The organism is Caballeronia fortuita, assembly GCF_001544835.2.
Taxonomy (GTDB): Bacteria; Pseudomonadota; Gammaproteobacteria; order Burkholderiales; family Burkholderiaceae; genus Caballeronia; species Caballeronia fortuita.
Window position 1 is genome coordinate 59,923 of the sequence record NZ_FCNX02000021.1, and the last position, 19,837, is coordinate 79,759.

Consider the following 19,837-nt stretch of genomic DNA (forward strand, 5'->3'; position numbering starts at 1 on the left):
CGATAACAACGATCGCCGCAGTAGCATGGCACTGTCAAGCGGTGTTTTCAGGCGCCCCTGTTGGGCGAAAATAACCAAGATGTTGTCCAGCATCGTCAAGGAGCGCGGCCTATGATCGTGCGAACTGGCATCGCACAGGGCCCGTCATGGATATCACATTCCGGCAGACTGCTCCGACTACGCTCACGCTAGCCCTTTGCGCTGTCGTGATGTTTCCGCTCTTCTGGCTCGCATACACGTATGCGGTCCCGACAGAGGATGCCGTCATCCTCTTCGAGTATGCGAGGAATCTTGCGCGGACCGGTGTCATCAGCTATGGGCACTCGGGAATCCCCGTAGAAGGCGCGACGGACTTCCTATGGATGGTGATGATCGCCGCGCTGAAGAGAGCAGGCGTTCCCGAATTCCTTTCCGCGCTTGCCTTGAACTTCGCGGGTGCATTGATCATCCTGTCGCAACTGAAGGACAGCGCGCGCAAGATCATCGCCTTGTTCGGCCTGCTTCTTACACCCTACTTGTACGCTGCTCTTCTGCGCCGTCTATATCCTTTGCCTCACCGCAAGCACGCGAGCAGCCATCCTTTTACGGGTGGGTTCTCCTGCTGTGCCTGATTCGCCCGGACGGCGTCGTATGGGCAGCCGGGCCCTTGCTTCTGCGACTGGTGGAGGGATATGGCCGCGGTGTTCTGATTAAAGAGATTCGCAACTTACTGCTCTTTCTGTGCGTGCCTGGGATGATCTACTTCGGCTGGCGCGCGTGGTACTTTTCGGAACTGCTTCCTTTGCCCTTCCTGGTAAAGTCCGCGGGAGATCGTAATCTGATTCTCTTCTATGGCTATTCGGGGCTGTACGTGCTGTCGGAATTCGCGCCGATCGTCCCGGCGTCATGGATGACGGAGGATCGGGCGCGAATGCTGCGTCGCCTCGCGTGGCTCTTCTTTCTGCCTTGCGTGTTTTATAGCTGGATGAGACTCGAGCAGAACGCCGGAAATCGCTTCCTTGCTCCGATGTTTTTCGGCACGCTATTGATGTTGAGCCGCGAAACGAAGCTCCGTCCGATGATACTGTTCACAATCCTGTCGATCGTCTGCGGCATCAAGATCACCGCGGAGACGGCGGAGACCGTCGCGGAATCGAGTTCGGAGACGTACTACTACGTCTCGCAAGATCTCGCAGGGTACAAAGGCAAGATGCTCGTGACCGAAGCGGGACGCCTCGCCTATCACAGTAACTGGGACACTCACGATGCCTGGGGACTCAACACACCGCAGTATGCGCACAGGCTGATCGATTACCGGGAAATAGACGGCGGTTCCTATGACCTGATTGGCGAACTTCGATGAAGTGTCTCGCTTGTTGAAGAATCGTGGCGCGATCGAATACTCCAGGACGCTCAAGCATGATGGCGACGAGACATGTAGCTGACACCTCGTCGTATCGACTGCGATCGCATTGCGTGCCGTCGGTACATGCGTTCGCGACACGTGGTACCCGCGCGGGCACACTGACACATCGACGCCTCGCTAGCGGCGATTTTCGCGTGCCTGGCGGAGCCGTCGTACTGCGGGCTCAATGATCGTCAGCACGATCTTGCACAACAGGCGGGTGCCTGCGATGGGTCGCGGTTCGAACATCGGCCTTCATCCCTTCGTCGTACCCTTCGTCGGTTCGCTGGACGCTCGCGTTCCGTCTCGCGTCATTACATTGATCCGATGCGTCCGTCTTCCGCTTGCGTCCTTGGCCGAATAGAACGTCGAATACCCCAAGCACCGACAGCAGGAGGACGCACCAAAATGCGATCGTAGCCAGGACGAGGTACCATTTCATGGTCTTTACCTTATCCGCGATCGATAGCGGTGAGAGGATCTGATCCGTTCTATCGTTTCGGATCAGACGTTCACTGAACTGATGAAAGCCCTCATGCAGCACGCATTCTTATCCGATGCCGGACGGGGTGCGCCGAATCATAGTCAATGCAACTGGTGATTACTGGTTTGTCGTCCGAACTTTTTGAGGCTATCCGCCAGGCGCTCGTCCGTGATTAAGAATAGCAGCCGATCAAGCAAATGGGTATCGCTAATATGGCGATGTTATCGAATCAATAGCAACCCGGCAGCACTGACGGACACTCCCGAACACACCGCTCACCAGCTGAAACCACAAGTATCGAAGATCTATTTCATAACAGCAAAAGCACCCCGGTTTCATCTGAATAACTCTTTGGATTGCGTGTATCCATCTCGAGGTCAGGGCATGCCGGCGTAATCGCGAGGCCGGGCGATGGCGTCGAAAGCTCGATGCTTGACCACCGAAGGTGCATCAATCGAAACTCACCCCAAGCCATAAATCACGACTCACGGGCAGTGCACATGCAGTGCACATTCCTCGCCAACGTTTGCCCCACGCACTCTGTCGCAAAAACCCGACAACCGCCCTACGTACCGACCTCATCGACACAGAAAAGTCTTAAGTAACTGATCGGCCCGCCGTTAAACTTTCCGGCGCCGTGCTTCTCATGCGCGTCGACGACATGTCTGTCCGTTACCGGACGGCGATTCGGTCTTTTTCGTGGCGCATTCGCACACTCCCTCAGACCGGAGCCGCACTTCCAACACGCCCTTCACGCGACACCGCGCATTGCACGGTGCCGCGCGTGTGCGCGCGTGCGGCAGACAGTCCCCGACGCAACGGCGTGCCGCCAGCCAGCGCACTCGATCGAAAAAACAGTGAACAACAACAACGCAGTCAAGCACGGTACGGGGAATCGATGAATCATGTCTATCGCATCGTCTGGAGCGCGAGTCTCGGCGCGTTTCAGGTGGTTTCGGAATTGGCGCACGCTCACGGCGCGAAGGAGCGCTCGCCCAGGCGCGCACGTCGCCGCCTGACGATGGCGCTTCGCGCGGCAGCCGGCACGGCGGCGCTCGCCGCGGGCTCGCACGCTCACGCAATGACCCTCATGACGACGCTCGATCTGCCGCCCGCGCCGCAGATGAATCTCGTCGCGGGGACACCGGCTTCGGGCCTCGGCTGGTCGTGGGACGGCCACAATCTATCGGTCGAGAGCGCGCAGAGCGCCGGCACGCCGGGGACGCTGACCAATCAGGGCGAATCCGTCGGCACGGTGACGAACGCTGGAAACGTAAGTATCGCTAACAATAGCGGCCTCGCGTTCGTTCCATCCGGAACCGGGTCCATGCTGATGACCATGCGCGGCAGCATCGCGTCGATCGTCAATCAGGGTTCCATGCCGACGTTGACGAACAACGGCGACATCGGCGCGGCGGACGGAACCGCCATCGCGAACAGCGGCGTCATAGGTTCGCTGAGCAACATCGATATCTACTCGGGAACCATCAGCGGAGCCATCGGCGTAGGGAACACCGGCACCATCGGCTCGTTCTACAACAGCTCGGTCGTCATGGGTACGCAGACGGCCATCCTGAACGACGGCGGGCAGATCGGCACGCTCACCAACGAGGGAACGAGCGCCACCATCGGCGGCGGGATGTACGGCATCGTGCTCGGCACGATCGGCTCGATCGACACCTTGCAGAACAGCGGGCTCATCAGCGGCGCGCAGGCGGCTATCGTCAATCGCGGTACGATCGGCACGCTGACCAACGCGGCGCCGGTCAGTCTGGTCGATTCGCTGCCCGGCAGCATCGGCGGCGGACCGGTCAGCGCCTTGCCGCTCTCCATGGCCATCGCCGTCCCGATCGATGACAGCATCCCCGGCGGCACGATCCAAAGCGCCCACGATGCCATCGACAATGCGGGTTCCATCGGCGCGCTCATCAATGGCGGCAGCATCCTCGCGGGCAACGTCGCGATCAACAACGCGGGCACGATCGGCACGCTCACCAACGCGGGAACGATCAGCAGCATCAGCGGATTCGGCACGGCCGATATCGCCTCGACCGGCACGCTCCCCTACGCCGCACTGCCCGGCAGCGACGCCGCCATCTTCAACACAGGCCACATCGGCACGCTCGCCAATCAAGGGACGATCTCGGGTGAAGGCGCCGCAATCGTCAACACGGGTTCCATCGGCACGTTCGCGAACGACGGGCTCATCGATGGCGGCAACGCGCCCGGCGCTATCGCGATAGTCAATTCGGGGACCATCGGTTCACTGTCCAACAGCGGCACGATCGGATCGCTCGCGAACAGCGGCACGATCACCGGCTCCGCTTACGCGATCAGCAACTCGGCGACGGGCACGCTCGGGCCGATCTCGAACGCGGGTGTCATCGCGGGCAATATCATCAATGCGAGCGCGAATGCCATCACGTTGAGCGGCGCGAGCGGCGCGGCGTTCGGCACGCTGACGGGCTTCAACGGCGCGCCCGGCACGATCTCGAGCACCGTGACCGGCGCGAACGTCGTGCTGAGCAGCGGCAACCTGCTGCTCGACGATACCGTGCAACTCGGCAGCAACACGCTGCGCAACGTCGCGGCGACGCTCGCGGTCGACCGTCCCGTAGCCATCGCGGGCAACTACACGCAGGGCGCGGCGGCGACCTTGCTGATCGGCGTGAACAGCGGCGCGACGTCGGCCGGCAGCATCGCCGATACGGGCTACGGCAGGCTCGTCGTGAGCGGCAACGCGTCGATCGATGCGGGATCGGCCGTCACGCTCAGGAGCACGACGGGCGGCTATGCGTTCGCGGCCGGCCAGCGCTACGTGGTCGTCGACGCAGCGGGCGCGGGTCACTACAACGCGGGCGCGCTGAATTACGCGATCGCCGGCGTGGCGGGACATCTGAGCGGCTCGACGGTGACGACATCGAACGGACATACCGACCTCGTCGTCACGGTGGATCGCATCGACACGGCAGGCACGACGCCAACGACGCCCGCCACGCCAGCCACGACGCCGAACGTCCCCGGTTCGGGCGGCATGACGGAGCCGACGCCCACGCCAGTCTCGCCGCTGCAGCAGGCGCGTCTCGCCACGCTGCCGAACGCCAAGCGCTCGCTCGCGGGCCTGCTCAGCTACACCGGCGTCGACGACGCCAATCTGCTGAATCTGTACAACGCAACGCTCGCATCGCTGGCCAGCGGGTCGACGGCGGCGGCCAACCACATCGGCCAGCAACTCACGCCGGTGCAGGCGACGCATGCGGCGGCGGCATCGACCTTCGATGCGCTCGGCGTCGTCAACGCACGCGTCAGCGCGCTGCGGCTCGCGCAATCGCAAGGCGCGACCGGCATCGCGACCGGCGACAGCCCTTCGCAATGGACCGGCTGGGGTCAGGCGTTCGGCGGCCACGCGAGCCAGAATCGCCGCGATGGCGTCGATGGCTACAGCGCGAACTACGGCGGCCTGCTCGTCGGCGCGGATCGCGCGGTGGGCGAGCGCTGGCGTGTCGGCGGCGTGTTCGACTACGCGCATACGGCCGTCAACTACAGCGACGACAGCGCGGGCGATTCCGCGGGCATCAACGCCTATGGCCTGATCGGTTATGCGAGCTACACCGGCTCGCCGTGGTACGTGAACTTCTCGGGCGCGGCGACGCTGCAGCACTTCGACACGACGCGCATCGTCAGCATGACGGGCTTCGACGGTCTCGCGAACGGCAGTTTCACCGGCCAGCAGTACGTGCTGCACGCCGAAGCGGGCTATCCGCTCGCGCTCGGCAGCATGACGCTCACGCCGCTGGCGAGCCTGTCGTATAGCTATCAGCATCAGAACGGCTATACGGAGTCGGGCGGCAACGGCGCGGCGCTGAGCGTCGGCAGCACGCATGCGAGCTCGGTGCGCAGCGCGCTCGGCGCGAAGATCGAGAAGGCGTTCAGCACGTCGTACGGTACGGTCGTGCCGGATCTGCGCGCGCAGTGGATTCACGAGTACGACCACACGCGCCAGACGACCGGCGCGAGCTTCTCCGCCGATCCGGCGGGCCAGACCGCGTTCACGACGGTCGGCGCGACGCCGGTCTCCGATCTCGCGGATGTCTCGCTGGGCGTGACGCTCGTGCGGGCCAGCAATCTGAGCGTGACGGCGCGCTACGAATTGCAGGCAGGCTCGGGCTTCATCTCGCACACGGGTCTTCTGCGTCTTCAGCAACGCTTCTGATCGATGACGGACGCGCCGCCGGCATGCCCGCCTGCGGCGCGCCGCGCGATCGTAGTATCGTTTCACGTTTCTCACGTCGAGCACCTTTCATGTCCGATGCCCTCGCCGCACACGTCACGTTATCCGATGCGCTCGCGCGCGCGCACGCGCACTGGGACGCGGGACAGGCGGCGCAGGCGGAGCAATGGTGCCGGCGCGTTCTTGCCGCATCGCCGGCTCAGCCCGATGCGCTGCATCTGCTCGGCCTGATGGCGCACGCATACGGCAAGCTCGATACGGCCATCGAATGTCTGAGCGCCGCGTGCGACGCGCCGCGCGTGCCCGCCGCGTATGCGGCGAATCTCGCCGAAATGTGCCGGCAGAAAGGGCTACTCGAACGCGCGGAAACGGCGGCGCGTCAGGCCGTCGCGCTCGATCCCGCGCTGGCTGCCGGCTGGAACAATCTGGGCATCGTGCTCCAGGAAGCGGGCAAGATCGACGAAAGCCGCGCGTGCCTCGAACGCGTCGTCGAGCTTCTTCCCGACTCCTCCGATGCCCACAACAATCTCGGCAATACGCTTCGTCGTCAGCAGCGCCTGGATCTGGCCGAAACGCATTATCGGCGCGCGCTTGCCCTCGATCACGGCCACGCGCAGGCGCACAGCAATCTCGCGTTTCTGCTGTCGGCACGAGGCCATTACGACGAAGCCGCCGGCGAAGCGCGCGCCGCCATCGATCTCGATCCGCGTCTCGTCGAGGCATACCTGAATCTCGCGGATGTCGAAGCCTCGCGGCATCGGCATGACGCGGCGCTGCGCGCGCTGGACATGCTCCACGCGTTCGCGCCGAATCATCCGGCGGAGCGGATCGCGCGCGCAAAGACGCTGCTGCGGATGCAGCGCGTCGATGCCGCCCTCGCCTGTGCGCGCGATGCGGTCACGCTGGCGCCGCATCGCGCCGACGCGCACGATGCGCTCGCACGCGCGCTCCACGCACTCGGCCACACGGACGATGCCGCCGCCGCGTATCGCCACGCCGCGCAGTTGCCCGGCACGGTGCGCGACGCCGCGCTTTCGGGACTGGCGGCCCTGCTCGACGAGGCAGGTGGCCGCGAATCTCCGACGGAAGCAACTCGATGAGCGCGCCCCCTGTCTGGACGGACGCATCGGTCAATGCGCTCATCGAACAGGTGCGCCCGCTGCTCGTTGCGCAGCGCTACGAAGAAGCCGAAGCGCTGTTGATGCCGCATCTCGCGAGCGGTACCGGACCGATCGCGCTGTGGCGGCTGCTCGCGGCGGCGCTGCGCCCGCAAGGCAAGCTCGAGGCGACGCGCGCGATTCAGGAGATGATCGTCGCGCAAGTGCCGGGCGACTATTCCGCGCGCTTCGATCTCTCCGAAACGTTGCTGCTGCTAGGCGATTTCGAGCGCGGCTGGCGCGAATACCGGTATCGCTACAGTCTCGCGCATACTGCGTCGATGGAGCGCAAGGTGCAGCGCCCGCGCTGGAACGGCCAGCCGATGCCCGGCCAGACGCTGTTGATCCACGACGAGCAAGGTTACGGCGACACCTTCCAGTTCATGCGCATGGTGCCGTGGGCGAAGCGGCAGAGCGGCGCGCGCGTGGTGCTCGAAGTCAATGCGGACACGCTCTCGCTCGCGCGCCGGCTCGATGGCTGCGACGACATCGTCGTGCGCGGCGAGTTGCCGCCGCCGTTTCATCAGCATTGCGAGATGATGAGCCTGCCGATGGCCATACGCCTGACGCTCGACGATCTGCCCGGCCCGATGCCCTATCTGCGTGCCGATCCCGAACGCGTCGCGCACTGGCGGCGGCGCCTCGATGCGCTGCCGCGTCCGCTCGTCGCGCTCGTGTGGGCCGGGCGTCCGACGCACGTCAACGACGCGAACCGTTCGCTGCGGCTCGATCAGCTTGCGCCGCTCGCCTTGCCCGGCGTCGGCTTCGTGTCGATTCAAAAAGGACCGGCGTGCGTGCAGGCCGAAGCGCCGCCCGCCGGCATGCCGCTGGTTTCCTTGAGCGATGAAATTCGCGATTTCGACGATACCGCCGCGATACTCTCGATCGTCGATCTGCTCGTCTCCGTGGATTCGTCGCCGGTTCATCTGGCCGGCGCGCTCGGCTGTCCGTGCTGGACGATGCTGCCCTTCGTGCCCGACTGGCGCTGGCTGATGCAGCGCGATGACACGCCGTGGTATCCGCATATGCGGCTCTTTCGACAGACGCGGCGCGGCGACTGGGACGATGTCATTTCGTCGATGCGCGAAGCATTATCGCGATGGGCAGCGGAGCGTCGCGCATGACATTCGGCGGCCGCATCTTCGCTGCAATCGCATGCGTCATCGCGATGTTCGGTATTGCGGGTTGCGTCACCGTCGACCGGAACGCTCACGCCGATGCGCTTGGCGCCAGGGCGCACTTGCAGCGCGAAACCTTGCGCACCGGCATGTTCGCGCTGACCGCGTACTCGCGCATCACACGCAACGATGCGCCGATCCATGTGTATATCGAAGGCGACGGCTTCGCGTGGGTGTCGCGCAGCGAGCCGTCGCTCGATCCGACGCCGCGCGAGGCGACCGCGCTCGCGCTCGCGGCGGCGGATTCATCGCCGAACGTGGTTTATCTCGCCCGTCCGTGCCAGTTCACGCCGATGGCCGACAACCCGCGTTGCGACATGCGCTACTGGACCGGAGCACGCTTCTCGCCGGACGTGGTCGCATCGATGAACGAGGCGATGGACGCGATCGCGTCGCGCGCGCCGGGACGCGGTGTCGATGTCATCGGCTATTCGGGCGGCGGCGCGATCGCCGTGCTGCTCGCGGCGCGGCGGCGCGATGTGCGCTCGCTGCGCACGGTCGCGGGCAATCTCGGCAGCGAGTACGTCAACCGGATTCACGATGTATCGCCGATGCCCGCGTCGCTCGATCCGATCGATGCCGCCGCTTCGCTCGGCGAGTTGCCGCAGCTTCATTTCACCAGCGACGCGGATCGTGTCGTGCCTCCGGCGGTCGCCCAACGTTTCGCCGGCGCGGCCGGAACGCGCTGCGCGCGTGTGCGCGTGGTCGCGGACATCGCGCATGACGGCGACTGGGCGCGCGCGTGGCCAGCGTTGCTGCGCATCCCGGTGACCTGCAACGGCGATTGAACGGCCAGTTTCAGTCGACGGAAGCATCGAGCTCGACGCCGCTTCGAAACCGCGCCGGCGACAGATCGTGATGCCGCCGCCACACGCGACGAAAATCCCGCACGGACGCGAAGCCTGATTCTTCCGCCACGCGCTCGATCGTGTAGTTAGAGTGCGCGAGCAGGCGCTGCGCGCTCGCCACCCGCAGGCTCTGCTGATACTCGAGCACGGTGACGCCCGCGTGCTCCGCGAAGAGGCGGCTCAGATGCCGCTGGCTCACGTGCGCGGCGCGCGCCAGTTCGGCCACGCTCCAGTCGCGCGCGGGATTTTGCGAGATGGCGTCCTGCGCGCGATGCACCGCCGGATGCATGTGGTTCCGATGCGCGAGCCATGGCGAAAGCTGCACGTCGTCGCCCGCGCGGCGCTGATAGACGACCTGTCGGCGCGCAATATCGGCGGCACGCTCGGCGCCTGCATGGTGCTCGATCAGATACAGCGACAAGTCGATGCCCGCCGTGATGCCGGCGCTCGTCAGCACGTCGCCGTCATCGACGAACAAACGGTCGTGCTGCACGCGCGCCGTCGGCTCAGCGCGCGCGAGATCATCGACCAGTCCGAAGTGCGTCGTGCAGCGGCGTCCCGCGAGCAACCCCGCGCGCGCAAGCAGGAGCGCGCCGGAACAGATGCTCGCGATGCGCGTGTCTTCGGCGGGCGCGGTCTTGAGCCACTGCGCGACCGTATCGAACGGCGCATTCGTGCCCGGCTCCGGCGACTCCGTGCTGCCGACCACCATCACGAGACTGTTCGGCGGCAGCGTCTCGGGCAACGGTTCGATGCCGTCGATGAACGTGCCGAGCGACGTCGCCGCGCGTTGCAGCGGGCCGCAGTGATGCAGCGTGAACGGCGCGCCCGATTCGGCCGCCATGCGCATCGCCTCGGCGGGGCCCGCGTAGTCCAGCATCAGGACCGGCGGCGTCAGCACGAACCAGACGGATATCGCCGGATTCATGCGGCTTGCGCGGTGCGCCATCCGTCGAGCACGTCTGCGGCGCTGGCGATGCGCGCGAAGCGACCCTGCAACACCAGTTCCGTGTGCGCCTTGATCTCGGAAGTCGAGTAGACGCGTCCGCTTGCGGCGTGAGTCATCGGAAAGGTGAGCGTGGCCTCGGTCACGTAGTCGACGGCATAGCCGATATCCGACGCGACCCGCGTGGTCGTCTCACAGCACTGTTCGGTGCGGATGCCGGCGATCACCAGATGATCGATCTGGCGACGGCGCAGCCACAGGTCGAGGCCGGTATCGGTGAACGCGTTGTGCGTGTGTTTTTCGAAGACGGCATCGGGCGAACCCGGCAGCCAGTCAAGCGGCTTCACGAAGCCTGATTCCTTCTTGAACGGACCCGCCTTGCCGACATGCAGGACGTGAACCACCGGCACGCCGGTTTCGCGCGCGCCGCGATCGAGGCGCAGCACGGCGTCCTTGAATGCAAGCAGGTCCGTTTCGGACCAGTCGGGCATGTGTCGAAACGATTCCTGAACGTCGATGATGACGAGCGCGGAGCGGCGTTGAGCGATGGCGGTCATTTTTGGCCTCGTTGGTTGAATGTGCAGCCATGTTAATGCGCCTTCCCGAAGAGATGAAAGAGCATTAAGCGTCATGAATGCGGACAAAAATCGCCATGACCTACGACCGGAAAGACGCGTGCGCATCGGGTCAACCCCGATTGTTCCGATAAAACACTGACTGATATCTTCCAAATCATACGTATGATCTAGAGAGGCGAAAACATGCCGACGTTGCACCGGCAAGTACTCAACCAGATGGGCGAGCAGATTTGTGCGGGCAAATTCGCGCCGGGCGACATCCTGCCAGCCGAAGACGAACTCGCCGAACTGATGCAGGTGAGCCGCATCACGATCCGCGAGACGATGAAGTCGCTGTCCGCGAAAGGCATGCTTCAGGTGCGGCGCCGTCACGGCACGATCGTATTGCCGCGCTCGCACTGGCAGTTGTTCGATCCCGATGTCATCACGTGGCGCGCGCGCTCCGGCGTGGTCGATGACGATCTCATCCGCGACCTGATGGAACTTCGCACGATCATCGAGCCGAATGCCGCGAAGCTCGCGGCGAAGCGCGCGACGCCAGAAGATTGCGCCGCGGTGCGCCGTGCATTCAAGGCGATGGAACGCGCCGTCGCCGGACAAGGCGAGTACGTGCCGGCGGACCTCGCGTTTCACGGTGCGATTCTCACCGCCTGCCACAACCAGTTCGTCCAGCAGATGCAAAACGCACTTTCCGCGATTCTGCGTACGAGCTTCGAGTTGAGCTCGGAGATCGAGGGCGGCCCGGCGCGCTCGCTGCCGATGCACGAAGCGTTGTGCATCGCCATCGAACAAGGCGACGCGCATGCCGCCGAGCAAGCGGTGCTCACGCTGATCGAGCGCGCGGAGAAGGACTTCGACGATCGCGCGGCGCTTTCGCGCACCGTGAACGACACGCCTTCATAGCGCGCCATCACCGTTTTTTTCCATGACACCGCAGCCTGCGAACAGGCTGCGCGGGCGCGCTCGCGCCGGCGATCCGGGCACATCACATAAGGACCACGCATGAACAAGTTGTTCGATCTCGAAGGCCGCACGGCGCTCGTCACGGGCTCGGCACGCGGCATCGGCTATGCGCTCGTTGAAGGACTGGCGACGGCGGGCGCGCGCGTCATCGTCAACGGCACGAAAGCCAACACCGTCGATGCGGCCGTCGGCCGTCTTCAGGCACAGGGCTTTGACGCACGCGGCCGCGCGTTCGACGTCACCGACGAAACGTCGGTTGCCGCTGCGTTCGCGGCATGGGATGCGGAGGGCATCGAAGTGGATATCGTCGTGAACAACGCCGGCATCCAGTTCCGCAAGCCGATGATCGAACTCGCGCTCGCCGACTGGCAACGCGTGATCGATACGAATCTGACGAGCGCGTTCATCGTCGCGAAGGAAGCGGCGCGCCGCATGATCGAGCGCAGGCGCGGCGGCAAGATCATCAACATCGGTTCGCTCACGAGCGAAGGCGCGCGCGCGACCGTTGCGCCTTATACGGCGGCGAAGGGCGGCATCAAGATGCTCACGCGCGCAATGAGCGCCGAATGGGCCTCGTTCGATATCCAGGCGAACGCGATCGGTCCCGGCTACATCCTGACCGACATGAACCAGGCGCTCGTCGACAACGCGGACTTCGACAAGTGGGTCAGAAGCAGCAACCCGTCGCAGCGTTGGGGCAAGCCGGAAGAGCTCGTCGGTACGGCGGTGTATCTCGCGTCGGCGGCGTCGAGCTATGTGAACGGACAAATCATTTACGTCGATGGCGGCTGGCTCGCCGTGCTTTGACATCGGAGACATCATGGACAACATCAAGGCGGTCGCGCCGCAACGATGGTGGCATCTCATGCCGATCATCTTCATCACGTACAGCCTCGCTTATCTGGACCGCGCGAATTACGGCTTTGCGGCGGCTGCGGGCATCGACAAGGACCTGGGCATTACGTCCGCGACATCGTCGCTGATCGGCTCGCTGTTTTTCCTCGGATACTGTCTGTTTCAAGTACCCGGCGCGATCTACGCGCAGAAGAACAGCGTCAAGAAACTCATCTTCGCGAGCCTCATCCTGTGGGGCGTGTGCGCCGCCGCGACGGGCATGGTCAGCAACATTCCGATGCTGATGGCGCTGCGTTTCATACTCGGCATCGTCGAAGCGGCGGTGATGCCGTCGATGCTCATGTACATCAGCCGATGGTTCACGCGCACGGAACGCTCGCGTGCGAACACGTTCCTGATTCTCGGCAATCCGGTCACGGTGCTGTGGATGTCCATCGTGTCCGGCTATCTCGTGCGCAACTTCGGCTGGCGCGAGATGTTCGTGTTCGAGGGCGTGCCCGCGATTCTGTGGGCCGCCGTATGGTGGTTCACGGTGAAGGATCGTCCCGCCGATGCGCCGTGGATGAGCGACAAGGAGAAAGCCGATTTTGACGCGATCCTCAAGTCGGAGCAGGCGCATATCGCGCCGGTGCGCGACTACAAGGCGGCGTTCCGTTCGTCCATCGTGCTCAAGTGCTGCGCCATTCATGCGCTGTGGAGTATCGGCGTGTACGGCTTCATCATGTGGCTGCCGTCGATCTTGAAGTCGGCGTCGAAATCCATCGATATCGTCTCGGTCGGCTGGCTCTCCGCCGTGCCGTATCTCGCGGCCATCGTGTTGATGCTCGTTGCGTCGTTCCTGTCCGACAGGACGCGCAATCGCAAGCTCTTCGTGTGGCCGTTGCTGCTGATCGGAACGATTGCGTTCGTCGGTTCGTATCTCGTCGGCACGTCGAATTTCTGGCTGTCGTTCGCGTTGCTCGTGATTGCGGGCGCCACCATGTACGCGCCTTACGGCCCGTTCTTCGCACTCGTGCCCGAGCTGATTCCGAGCAACGTGCTCGGCGGCGCGATCGGCCTCATCAACGCGTGCGGCGCGCTCGGCGCATTCCTCGGCGCGTGGCTCGTCGGCTATCTCAACGGCGCAACGGGCAGCCCTTCCGCGTCGTATGTGTTCATGGCCACGGCGCTGCTCGCGTCCGTCGTCCTCATGATGCTCGTGCCCGCGCAGACCGGCCAGCGCTCGACACCCAAGGGAGGCACGGGCAGCAAGTCCGATTCCGTGGCTTCCGCTCTCGTGAAATAACGCATGGCAACGCTCATCACCGACGTCAAGGTCATCCTGACTGCGCCGGAAGGCATCAATCTCGTCGTCGTCAGGGTCGATACGAATCAACCCGGCCTGTATGGACTCGGATGCGCGACCTTCGCGTATCGGCATCTCGCGGTGAAATGCCTGATCGACGAGTACTTGCGGCCTTTGCTCATCGGGCGCGATGCCGAGGCAATCGAAGAGCTCTGGCAACTGATGCATCAGAACGCGTACTGGCGCAACGGACCGATCGAGAACAACGCGATCTCGGGCGTCGACATGGCGTTGTGGGACATCCTGGGCAAGCAGGCGAACATGCCGCTGTTTCAGTTGTTCGGCGGCAAGGTGCGCGAAGGCGTGCCGATCTATCGTCATGCGGATGGCCGCGATCTCAACGAACTCTGCGACAACATCCAGCGCTATCGCGACCAGGGCATCACGCATATTCGCTGCCAAAGCGGCGGATACGGCGGCGGCACATTCGGCCGCGCTCCTTCGAATGCGCCGCAAGGCGCGGCGGATGGCATCTATCTCGACAGCCGCAAGTATATTCGCGACACGCTCAAGCTCTTCGATGGAATTCGCAGCAAGATCGGCTTCGATGTCGCGTTGTGCCACGACGTGCACGAGCGTCTGAAGCCGGTGGAGGCGATTCGCTTCGCGCGCGAACTCGAGCCTTTCGAACTGTTCTTTCTGGAAGATGCGATCGCGCTCGAGGAAGGCGAGTGGATGCGCCGCTTGCGCGAGAAGACCACGACGCCGCTGGCGCAGGGCGAGCTATTCAACAACCCGTATGAATGGCGCTTTCTGATTACCGAACGGTTGATCGACTTCATTCGCGTGCATCTGAGTCAGATCGGCGGGATCACGGCGGGGCGCAAGCTGCAGATCTTCGCGGAACAGTTCGGCGTGCGCACGGCATGGCACGGTCCGGGCGACATGTCGCCGCTCGCGCATGCGGCGAACATTCATATCGACCTCGCATCGCGCAATTTCGGTGTGCAGGAATGGTCGGGTACGGAGCCGCCGAACTTCGTGATCCAGGAACTGAAAGGACCGCGCGAGGCACTGCTCGACGTGTTTCCGGGGCTTCCTCAGTTTCGCGGCGGTTTCGTCTATGCGAACGAGAAGCCGGGCCTGGGCGTCGATCTCGACGAGCGCGAAGCGGCGAAGTATCCGTGCGAACGCAATGTCACCGTATGGACGCAGACGCGCCTGATGGACGGCGGGCTCCAGACACCGTGACGCCCGCGCTCAGTCATCGACGATGAGCTCGTCCGCCCGCGACAAGAACAACGCGAGCACCAAAGACGCATTCGAACGGCTGTATCCGATCGCGAGATCGACGCCCGGCGCCGCGCCCGCCAGCGGCCGGCTCACGACCGACGACGGCAGCAGATTGTTCGCGTACTCGGGCATCAGCGACAGGCCGCGCGTCGAAGCGACGAGCGACATGGCCATCGCGAGATTGTCGACGCCGTGCGTGGGCTTCGGATCGAGCCCGTTGTCGCGCAGATAGCCTGCCACGACGTCGTGCAGCACGCGCGCCTTGTTCGATGCCATGACGAAGGTCTCGCCTTGCAGGTCCGACGGATCGATCGCCGTCTTCGCCGTCAGCCGATGATCGCCCGGCATCAGCACGACGAGCTTCTCGCGATGAACGACGCGATATTCGAGGTCGAGCCCCGGCTCCACGCGCACGAATGCAAGATCGAGCTTGCCGCGCGCTACGGCATCGGCGAGATCGGGCGAGTAGCCGCTCGATACCGTGACATCGATGTTCGGTAGTTCGTCGCGCAACACCCGCATGGCGCGCGGCAGCCACGTCATTTCCTGGCCCGTCAGAAAGCCCAGCGCAAAGACCTGCTTCGCCGGGCTCGACGCGCGGCGGGCGGCTTCGATCGCGGCATCGACCTGGGCGAGCGCAAGTCGCGCATGGTCCAGGAACGCCCTGCCCGATGCCGTCAGCTCGACCCCGCGCGCGCTGCGGCTGAAAAGCTCGGCGCGCACTTCGTCCTCAAGATCGCGGATTTGCCGGCTCAGCGACGGCTGCGAGGTGAACAGCCGCTGCTCGGCGGCGACGGTGAGACTGCCCGTTTCCGCGACCGCGATGAAATAGCGCAGATGGCGCAGCTCCATGTTTTCTCCCGTTCCGGCGACGCCTGCGCATCATGCTTCCGAGGCATCTCGTCCAGCCTACAAAGTCTTTATCGCGCGCGCAATAGTAGGCGATGCTCGCCGGGCCATGCCTGGGAAGCATGCCGTCCAGCCTGCAAAGTCTTTTTCGAGAACGACGAGCGAGCCTATATTGAGTTTCAACCTGCTCACCGAGTAATGCGGCACGAACAGCGCGCCGCGAACCCGAACCGAATGGAGCTTCAAATGACTCAACCCGTCGTCCTCATCACTGGCGCCCTCACGGGCATTGGCCGCGCAACCGCCTTCGCGTTCGCCCGCCCGGGCGCACGGCTCGTCGTATCGGGCCGGCGCGCGGAAGCAGGCGCGGCGCTCGAAGGCGAGCTCCGCGAAGCTGGCGCCGACGCTCATTTCGTCAAGGCCGACGTGCGCCGCGACGAAGAAGTCCGCAATCTCGTCGATCAGACCGTCGCCCGCTTCGGTCGGCTGGATGTCGCCGTCAACAACGCCGGCACGGAAGGCCAGCCGGGGCCGATCGTCGATCAGACCGCCGACAGCTACGCCGACACGTTCGACACCAACGTGCTCGGCACGCTGCTGAGTCTCAAGCACGAACTGCGCGTGATGACGGCGCAAAAGGCCGGCAGCATCGTCAACATATCGTCGACGTACGGTCATGAGGGCGCGGCCTTCGCGGCGGTCTATGCGGGCAGCAAGCACGCCGTCGAGGGCATCACGAAATCGGCTGCGCTCGAAGTCGCATCGACGGGCGTGCGCGTCAACGCCGTCGCACCCGGGCCGACCGATACCGGCATGCTCGACCGCTTCACGCGCACCGCCGAAAACAAGGCGGCCCTCGCCGCGAAAGTGCCGCTCGCGCGCATCGGCAAGCCCGACGACATCGCCGCAGCCGTACTGTTCCTCGCCGCGGATAGCGCCGCGTTCGTCACCGGCCAGATTCTGACCGTCGACGGCGGCAAGACGGCGGGCTGAAGCCTGTTCGCGCACGGTCTCACGGCTGGCCGTTCTCCGGCGCTTGCGGAAAAAGATGCTCGCTCAGGAAGTCCACGAACGCCCGCACCTTCGGCGGCATCATGCGTCCCGAAGGCCACAGCGCGCGAAACGGAATGCGGTCGTGCAGGAATGCGTCCAGCACGGTCACGAGCGAGCCGTCTGCCAGTTGCTTGCGCACCGCGAAATCCGGCGCGTTGGTGAGCCCGAGCCCTTGTTCCGACATCGCGATGAGCGGCTCGACCGCGCTCGCCACCGCCGTCGACGGCAGCTCGACCTCGACGGGCGCGCCGTCGCGCATCAACGCCCAGCGCCGCAATCGCCCGGTGCGCGAGAAACGATGCTGAAGGCACGCGTGCGCGGCCAGGTCTTCCGGCCGGGCCGGCACGCCGTACCGCTTCAGATAGTCCGGCGAGGCGACGATCACATGCGCGTAATGGCCGAGCGTGCGCATCGTGAGTTGCGAATCGAGCGCGTCGCCAGTGCGCAGCACGACATCGAAACCATCCTCGATGACATCGACGATACGATCGCTGAAATCGATGTCGATCTGCACCTCGGGATAACGCCGCATGAACGCGGACAGCACCGGCATCAGCAACGTGCCGACGAGCGGAATGCTCACGCGCAGCCTGCCTGACGGACTCGCGCGCGACAGCGCCAGTTCGGCTTCGGCCTCTTCGATTTCGCCGAGAATGCGCTGGCAGCGCGCGAGAAAAAGCTCGCCTTCGCTCGTCAGACGCACGCTGCGCGTGCTGCGATGAAAGAGCCGCACCGCGAGCCGCGTCTCCAGCCGCGCAATCGCCTTGCCGATCGCCGATGCGGAAAGCCCCAGTTGCCGCCCCGCTTCCGCGAAGCTCAGGGTTTCCGCCGCGCGCGTGAAGACGACCATCGCGCTCATATGATCCATCGCCCCGCCGCCGCCCGCGTGGGCAACGGGCGCACGCACGGCGGAATCCGACTGTTTCATCGCGATGCTCTCCCGAATGCGTTCATGTCGATATCCGCACGTCGATGAAGCGCCGCGCCGCATACGACGCCTGCGCAGCGTCGATCAGCCGATGCATGTTCACGGCATCCGCGAACGTGGGCGCGGTGCGCGTGCCGTGCCGCACGTCGTGCGCGTAGGCCCAATACAGCTCGGCGAGTTCCAGCACCGACGAAGGCAGGCCCGACGCCGGCAAGCGATGATAACCCTCCGGCACGTCGAGACGTTCGAGCGGCGCCTTGTCGCCATGGGCGCCGTGAATCGCGTAGTCGTCGCCGGCATCGCCGAACGCCGACACGTTGGTCACGCGCAGATCGCCCTGCGTGCCCGTGATGTCGATCTGCACGCCCGAGCCGTTGCGCTTGCCGCCTTCGATATGCACCGACAACACCGCGCTGCCTTCGAGCATGCCGGCGAGCACGAGCTGATCGGGCGTCGATGTCGGCATCGACACGCCTGTCTCCCAGATCGTGACCTCGGGAAACTGGTTCGGCGTGAGCGCGGCGATCGATACCGGCCAGCCCGTCGCAGCGAACAGCATGTCGAGAAAATGCCCGCCGTAGATCGATACGACCGACGAGAAGTTCTCCGGCGGCACCGTCCATTCGAGCGCGCGCGTTCGCATCGCCTGGAAGTAGTTCATGCTCACGTGCATGCGCACCGAGCGCACTTCGCCGACGTAACCTTCGCCGATGAGATCGCGCATATAGCGGTTATGCGGCGCGAGCCTGCGCTGCAGTCCGGCGACATGACGCACGCCGCGCGCGTCGGCGAGGCGCAGCAGTTCTTCGGATTGCGCGAGCGTCGTCGTGAGCGGCCATTCGCAGTACACGTTCTTGCCCGCGTCGATCGCGCGCTTCACGGTCCGCGCGTGCTGCGGCGCGGTGTTGAGCACGACGACGAGATCGATGTCGCCGCTTTCGACGAGTTCGTCGATGGACGCCGCCACGCGCCCGATGCGATACTCGCGCGCCGCCGCTTCGGCCGCCTCGCGCCGCTGGCTGTACACGGCCTGCAACGCGTACTGCGGCAGCAGATCGAGCACGCGCAGATGACCGTGCCGCGCCCAGTTGCCGACGCCGATCACGCCCACGCGCAGCGGCGCTTCGTGTTGTGCAAGTGCAAGCATCATCGTGAACCTCCGTGTGTGGCGCGCGCATCCCAGTCCTGCAATGGAATCGCGGGCAGCCGGACCACGTCGTGCGTCCGGACATAGGTATTCGCTTCGCCGCGTCCGATCAGACGCAGCTTGCGCGTGTCGATATAGGCGCGGCCGGCGTCGATGACCGCGTTGTCATCGACATGCATCGCGACGATGCGCCCGAGCACGAGCGAGCGCGACGGCCCGAGCGCGATGATGTCGAACAGCCGGCATTCGAACGACACCGGACTCGCTGCGATACACGGCGTGCGGATCACGCTCGACGGCGCCGCGACGAGCCCGGCCTCCGCGAACTCGCTGCGCTCGGGCGGAAAGTCGATCGCGGTGACGTTCATCGCCGGCAGATTCGCCTCGCCGACCAGATTGACGACGAACTCGCGCTCGCGGCGCACGTTCTCGCCCGTGTCCTTTCTGTCGCTCTCCGAACGGTGCAGGATGCTGAACCCGATGATCGGCGGGTCTTCACCGAAGGCATTGAAGAACGAAAACGGCGCGGCGTTCGGCTCGCCGTTTTCGCCGAGCGTCGATACCCACGCGATCGGGCGTGGCGTGATGGCCGCGCCGAGCAGCTTGTAGCGCGCGCGGGCATCGATCGATTCGAAATCGAATTGCATGTCGCTCTCCT

The 19,837-nt window shown here is 64.6% G+C and carries 17 protein-coding genes; 11 read left to right on the forward strand and 6 right to left on the reverse strand.

From position 1 onward, the window contains the following. The first annotated feature begins 146 nt into the window (after positions 1-146). From AWB77_RS30280 to AWB77_RS30310, 6 genes are all read left to right on the forward strand, one after another. A complete protein-coding gene (locus tag AWB77_RS30280; RefSeq protein ID WP_061138169.1) occupies positions 147-611 on the forward strand; it encodes a hypothetical protein in 465 nt (154 codons plus the stop codon). Between the two features lie 35 nt (positions 612-646). Continuing rightward, a complete protein-coding gene (locus AWB77_RS30285; protein ID WP_157694947.1) occupies positions 647-1,342 on the forward strand; it encodes a hypothetical protein in 696 nt (231 codons plus the stop codon). A 1,424-nt stretch (positions 1,343-2,766) separates the two neighbouring features. Beyond that, positions 2,767-6,081 carry an autotransporter domain-containing protein gene (locus tag AWB77_RS30295; protein ID WP_061138172.1) on the forward strand — a complete coding sequence of 1,105 codons (3,315 nt, stop codon included), beginning with the start codon at positions 2,767-2,769 and terminating at the stop codon, positions 6,079-6,081. Between the two features lie 89 nt (positions 6,082-6,170). Next, complete coding sequence (locus AWB77_RS30300; protein WP_061138173.1) at positions 6,171-7,199, forward strand: tetratricopeptide repeat protein; 1,029 nt, start codon at positions 6,171-6,173, stop codon at positions 7,197-7,199. Next, entirely contained in the window at positions 7,196-8,380 is a 1,185-nt protein-coding gene (locus AWB77_RS30305) for a glycosyltransferase family 9 protein (RefSeq protein ID WP_061138174.1), read from the forward strand. The genes AWB77_RS30300 and AWB77_RS30305 overlap by 4 nt, the downstream gene beginning before the upstream one ends. After that, complete coding sequence (locus AWB77_RS30310) at positions 8,377-9,222, forward strand: alpha/beta hydrolase (protein ID WP_208601587.1); 846 nt, start codon at positions 8,377-8,379, stop codon at positions 9,220-9,222. Before AWB77_RS30305 ends, AWB77_RS30310 begins: the two co-directional genes overlap by 4 nt. 10 nt (positions 9,223-9,232) lie before the next feature. On the opposite strand, the gene AWB77_RS30315 is transcribed toward AWB77_RS30310, so the two are convergent. Beyond that, positions 9,233-10,210, reverse strand: coding sequence for a GlxA family transcriptional regulator (locus AWB77_RS30315; RefSeq protein ID WP_061138220.1), 978 nt, complete (start codon positions 10,208-10,210; stop codon positions 9,233-9,235). Further along, positions 10,207-10,785 carry a cysteine hydrolase family protein gene (locus AWB77_RS30320; protein WP_061138176.1) on the reverse strand — a complete coding sequence of 193 codons (579 nt, stop codon included), beginning with the start codon at positions 10,783-10,785 and terminating at the stop codon, positions 10,207-10,209. The genes AWB77_RS30315 and AWB77_RS30320 overlap by 4 nt, the downstream gene beginning before the upstream one ends. Positions 10,786-10,989: 204 nt before the next feature. Between AWB77_RS30320 and AWB77_RS30325 the strand changes: the two genes are divergently transcribed. The 4 genes from AWB77_RS30325 (at position 10,990) to AWB77_RS30340 (ending at position 15,160) form a co-directional block, all read left to right on the forward strand. Continuing rightward, positions 10,990-11,709: a FadR/GntR family transcriptional regulator gene (locus AWB77_RS30325; protein WP_061138177.1), complete on the forward strand. Its 720-nt coding sequence runs from the start codon at positions 10,990-10,992 to the stop codon at positions 11,707-11,709. A 99-nt stretch (positions 11,710-11,808) separates the two neighbouring features. After that, positions 11,809-12,576 (forward strand): SDR family oxidoreductase, encoded by a 768-nt coding sequence (locus AWB77_RS30330; RefSeq protein WP_061138178.1) that lies wholly within the window; start codon positions 11,809-11,811, stop codon positions 12,574-12,576. Positions 12,577-12,589: 13 nt separating this feature from the next. Beyond that, entirely contained in the window at positions 12,590-13,909 is a 1,320-nt protein-coding gene (locus AWB77_RS30335) for an MFS transporter (RefSeq protein ID WP_061138221.1), read from the forward strand. A 3-nt stretch (positions 13,910-13,912) separates the two neighbouring features. Beyond that, positions 13,913-15,160: an enolase C-terminal domain-like protein gene (locus AWB77_RS30340; protein ID WP_061138179.1), complete on the forward strand. Its 1,248-nt coding sequence runs from the start codon at positions 13,913-13,915 to the stop codon at positions 15,158-15,160. A 9-nt stretch (positions 15,161-15,169) separates the two neighbouring features. Here AWB77_RS30340 and AWB77_RS30345 read toward each other — a convergent pair whose 3' ends face one another. After that, positions 15,170-16,054, reverse strand: a complete 885-nt coding sequence (locus AWB77_RS30345; RefSeq protein ID WP_061138180.1) for a LysR family transcriptional regulator — start codon at positions 16,052-16,054, stop codon at positions 15,170-15,172. Between the two features lie 243 nt (positions 16,055-16,297). Here AWB77_RS30345 and AWB77_RS30350 point away from each other — a divergent pair, with 243 nt between their 5' ends. Next, the gene (locus AWB77_RS30350) at positions 16,298-17,044 is read left to right on the forward strand and encodes an SDR family NAD(P)-dependent oxidoreductase (RefSeq protein ID WP_061138222.1); all 747 of its coding nucleotides are present in this window, start codon (positions 16,298-16,300) and stop codon (positions 17,042-17,044) included. A 19-nt stretch (positions 17,045-17,063) separates the two neighbouring features. On the opposite strand, the gene AWB77_RS30355 is transcribed toward AWB77_RS30350, so the two are convergent. From AWB77_RS30355 to AWB77_RS30365, 3 genes are all read right to left on the reverse strand, one after another. Further along, the gene (locus AWB77_RS30355) at positions 17,064-17,972 is read right to left on the reverse strand and encodes a LysR family transcriptional regulator (protein ID WP_061138223.1); all 909 of its coding nucleotides are present in this window, start codon (positions 17,970-17,972) and stop codon (positions 17,064-17,066) included. An 82-nt stretch (positions 17,973-18,054) separates the two neighbouring features. Next, positions 18,055-19,182, reverse strand: coding sequence for a Gfo/Idh/MocA family protein (locus AWB77_RS30360; RefSeq protein WP_244158707.1), 1,128 nt, complete (start codon positions 19,180-19,182; stop codon positions 18,055-18,057). After that, the gene (locus tag AWB77_RS30365; protein ID WP_061138181.1) at positions 19,179-19,826 is read right to left on the reverse strand and encodes a flavin reductase family protein; all 648 of its coding nucleotides are present in this window, start codon (positions 19,824-19,826) and stop codon (positions 19,179-19,181) included. Before AWB77_RS30365 ends, AWB77_RS30360 begins: the two co-directional genes overlap by 4 nt. Positions 19,827-19,837 lie beyond the last annotated feature (11 nt).

Excerpts from the sequence above, each read along its gene's own strand:
- AWB77_RS30280 (WP_061138169.1), top strand. The coding sequence starts at position 147 with ATGGATATCACATTCCGGCAGACTGCTCCGACTACGCTCACGCTAGCC.
- AWB77_RS30295 (WP_061138172.1), top strand. The coding sequence starts at position 2,767 with ATGAATCATGTCTATCGCATCGTCTGGAGCGCGAGTCTCGGCGCGTTT.
- AWB77_RS30300 (WP_061138173.1), top strand. The coding sequence starts at position 6,171 with ATGTCCGATGCCCTCGCCGCACACGTCACGTTATCCGATGCGCTCGCG.
- AWB77_RS30305 (WP_061138174.1), top strand. The coding sequence starts at position 7,196 with ATGAGCGCGCCCCCTGTCTGGACGGACGCATCGGTCAATGCGCTCATC.
- AWB77_RS30310 (WP_208601587.1), top strand. The coding sequence starts at position 8,377 with ATGACATTCGGCGGCCGCATCTTCGCTGCAATCGCATGCGTCATCGCG.
- AWB77_RS30315 (WP_061138220.1), bottom strand. The coding sequence starts at position 10,210 with ATGAATCCGGCGATATCCGTCTGGTTCGTGCTGACGCCGCCGGTCCTG.
- AWB77_RS30320 (WP_061138176.1), bottom strand. The coding sequence starts at position 10,785 with ATGACCGCCATCGCTCAACGCCGCTCCGCGCTCGTCATCATCGACGTT.
- AWB77_RS30325 (WP_061138177.1), top strand. The coding sequence starts at position 10,990 with ATGCCGACGTTGCACCGGCAAGTACTCAACCAGATGGGCGAGCAGATT.
- AWB77_RS30330 (WP_061138178.1), top strand. The coding sequence starts at position 11,809 with ATGAACAAGTTGTTCGATCTCGAAGGCCGCACGGCGCTCGTCACGGGC.
- AWB77_RS30335 (WP_061138221.1), top strand. The coding sequence starts at position 12,590 with ATGGACAACATCAAGGCGGTCGCGCCGCAACGATGGTGGCATCTCATG.
- AWB77_RS30340 (WP_061138179.1), top strand. The coding sequence starts at position 13,913 with ATGGCAACGCTCATCACCGACGTCAAGGTCATCCTGACTGCGCCGGAA.
- AWB77_RS30345 (WP_061138180.1), bottom strand. The coding sequence starts at position 16,054 with ATGGAGCTGCGCCATCTGCGCTATTTCATCGCGGTCGCGGAAACGGGC.
- AWB77_RS30350 (WP_061138222.1), top strand. The coding sequence starts at position 16,298 with ATGACTCAACCCGTCGTCCTCATCACTGGCGCCCTCACGGGCATTGGC.
- AWB77_RS30355 (WP_061138223.1), bottom strand. The coding sequence starts at position 17,972 with ATGGATCATATGAGCGCGATGGTCGTCTTCACGCGCGCGGCGGAAACC.
- AWB77_RS30360 (WP_244158707.1), bottom strand. The coding sequence starts at position 19,182 with ATGATGCTTGCACTTGCACAACACGAAGCGCCGCTGCGCGTGGGCGTG.
- AWB77_RS30365 (WP_061138181.1), bottom strand. The coding sequence starts at position 19,826 with ATGCAATTCGATTTCGAATCGATCGATGCCCGCGCGCGCTACAAGCTG.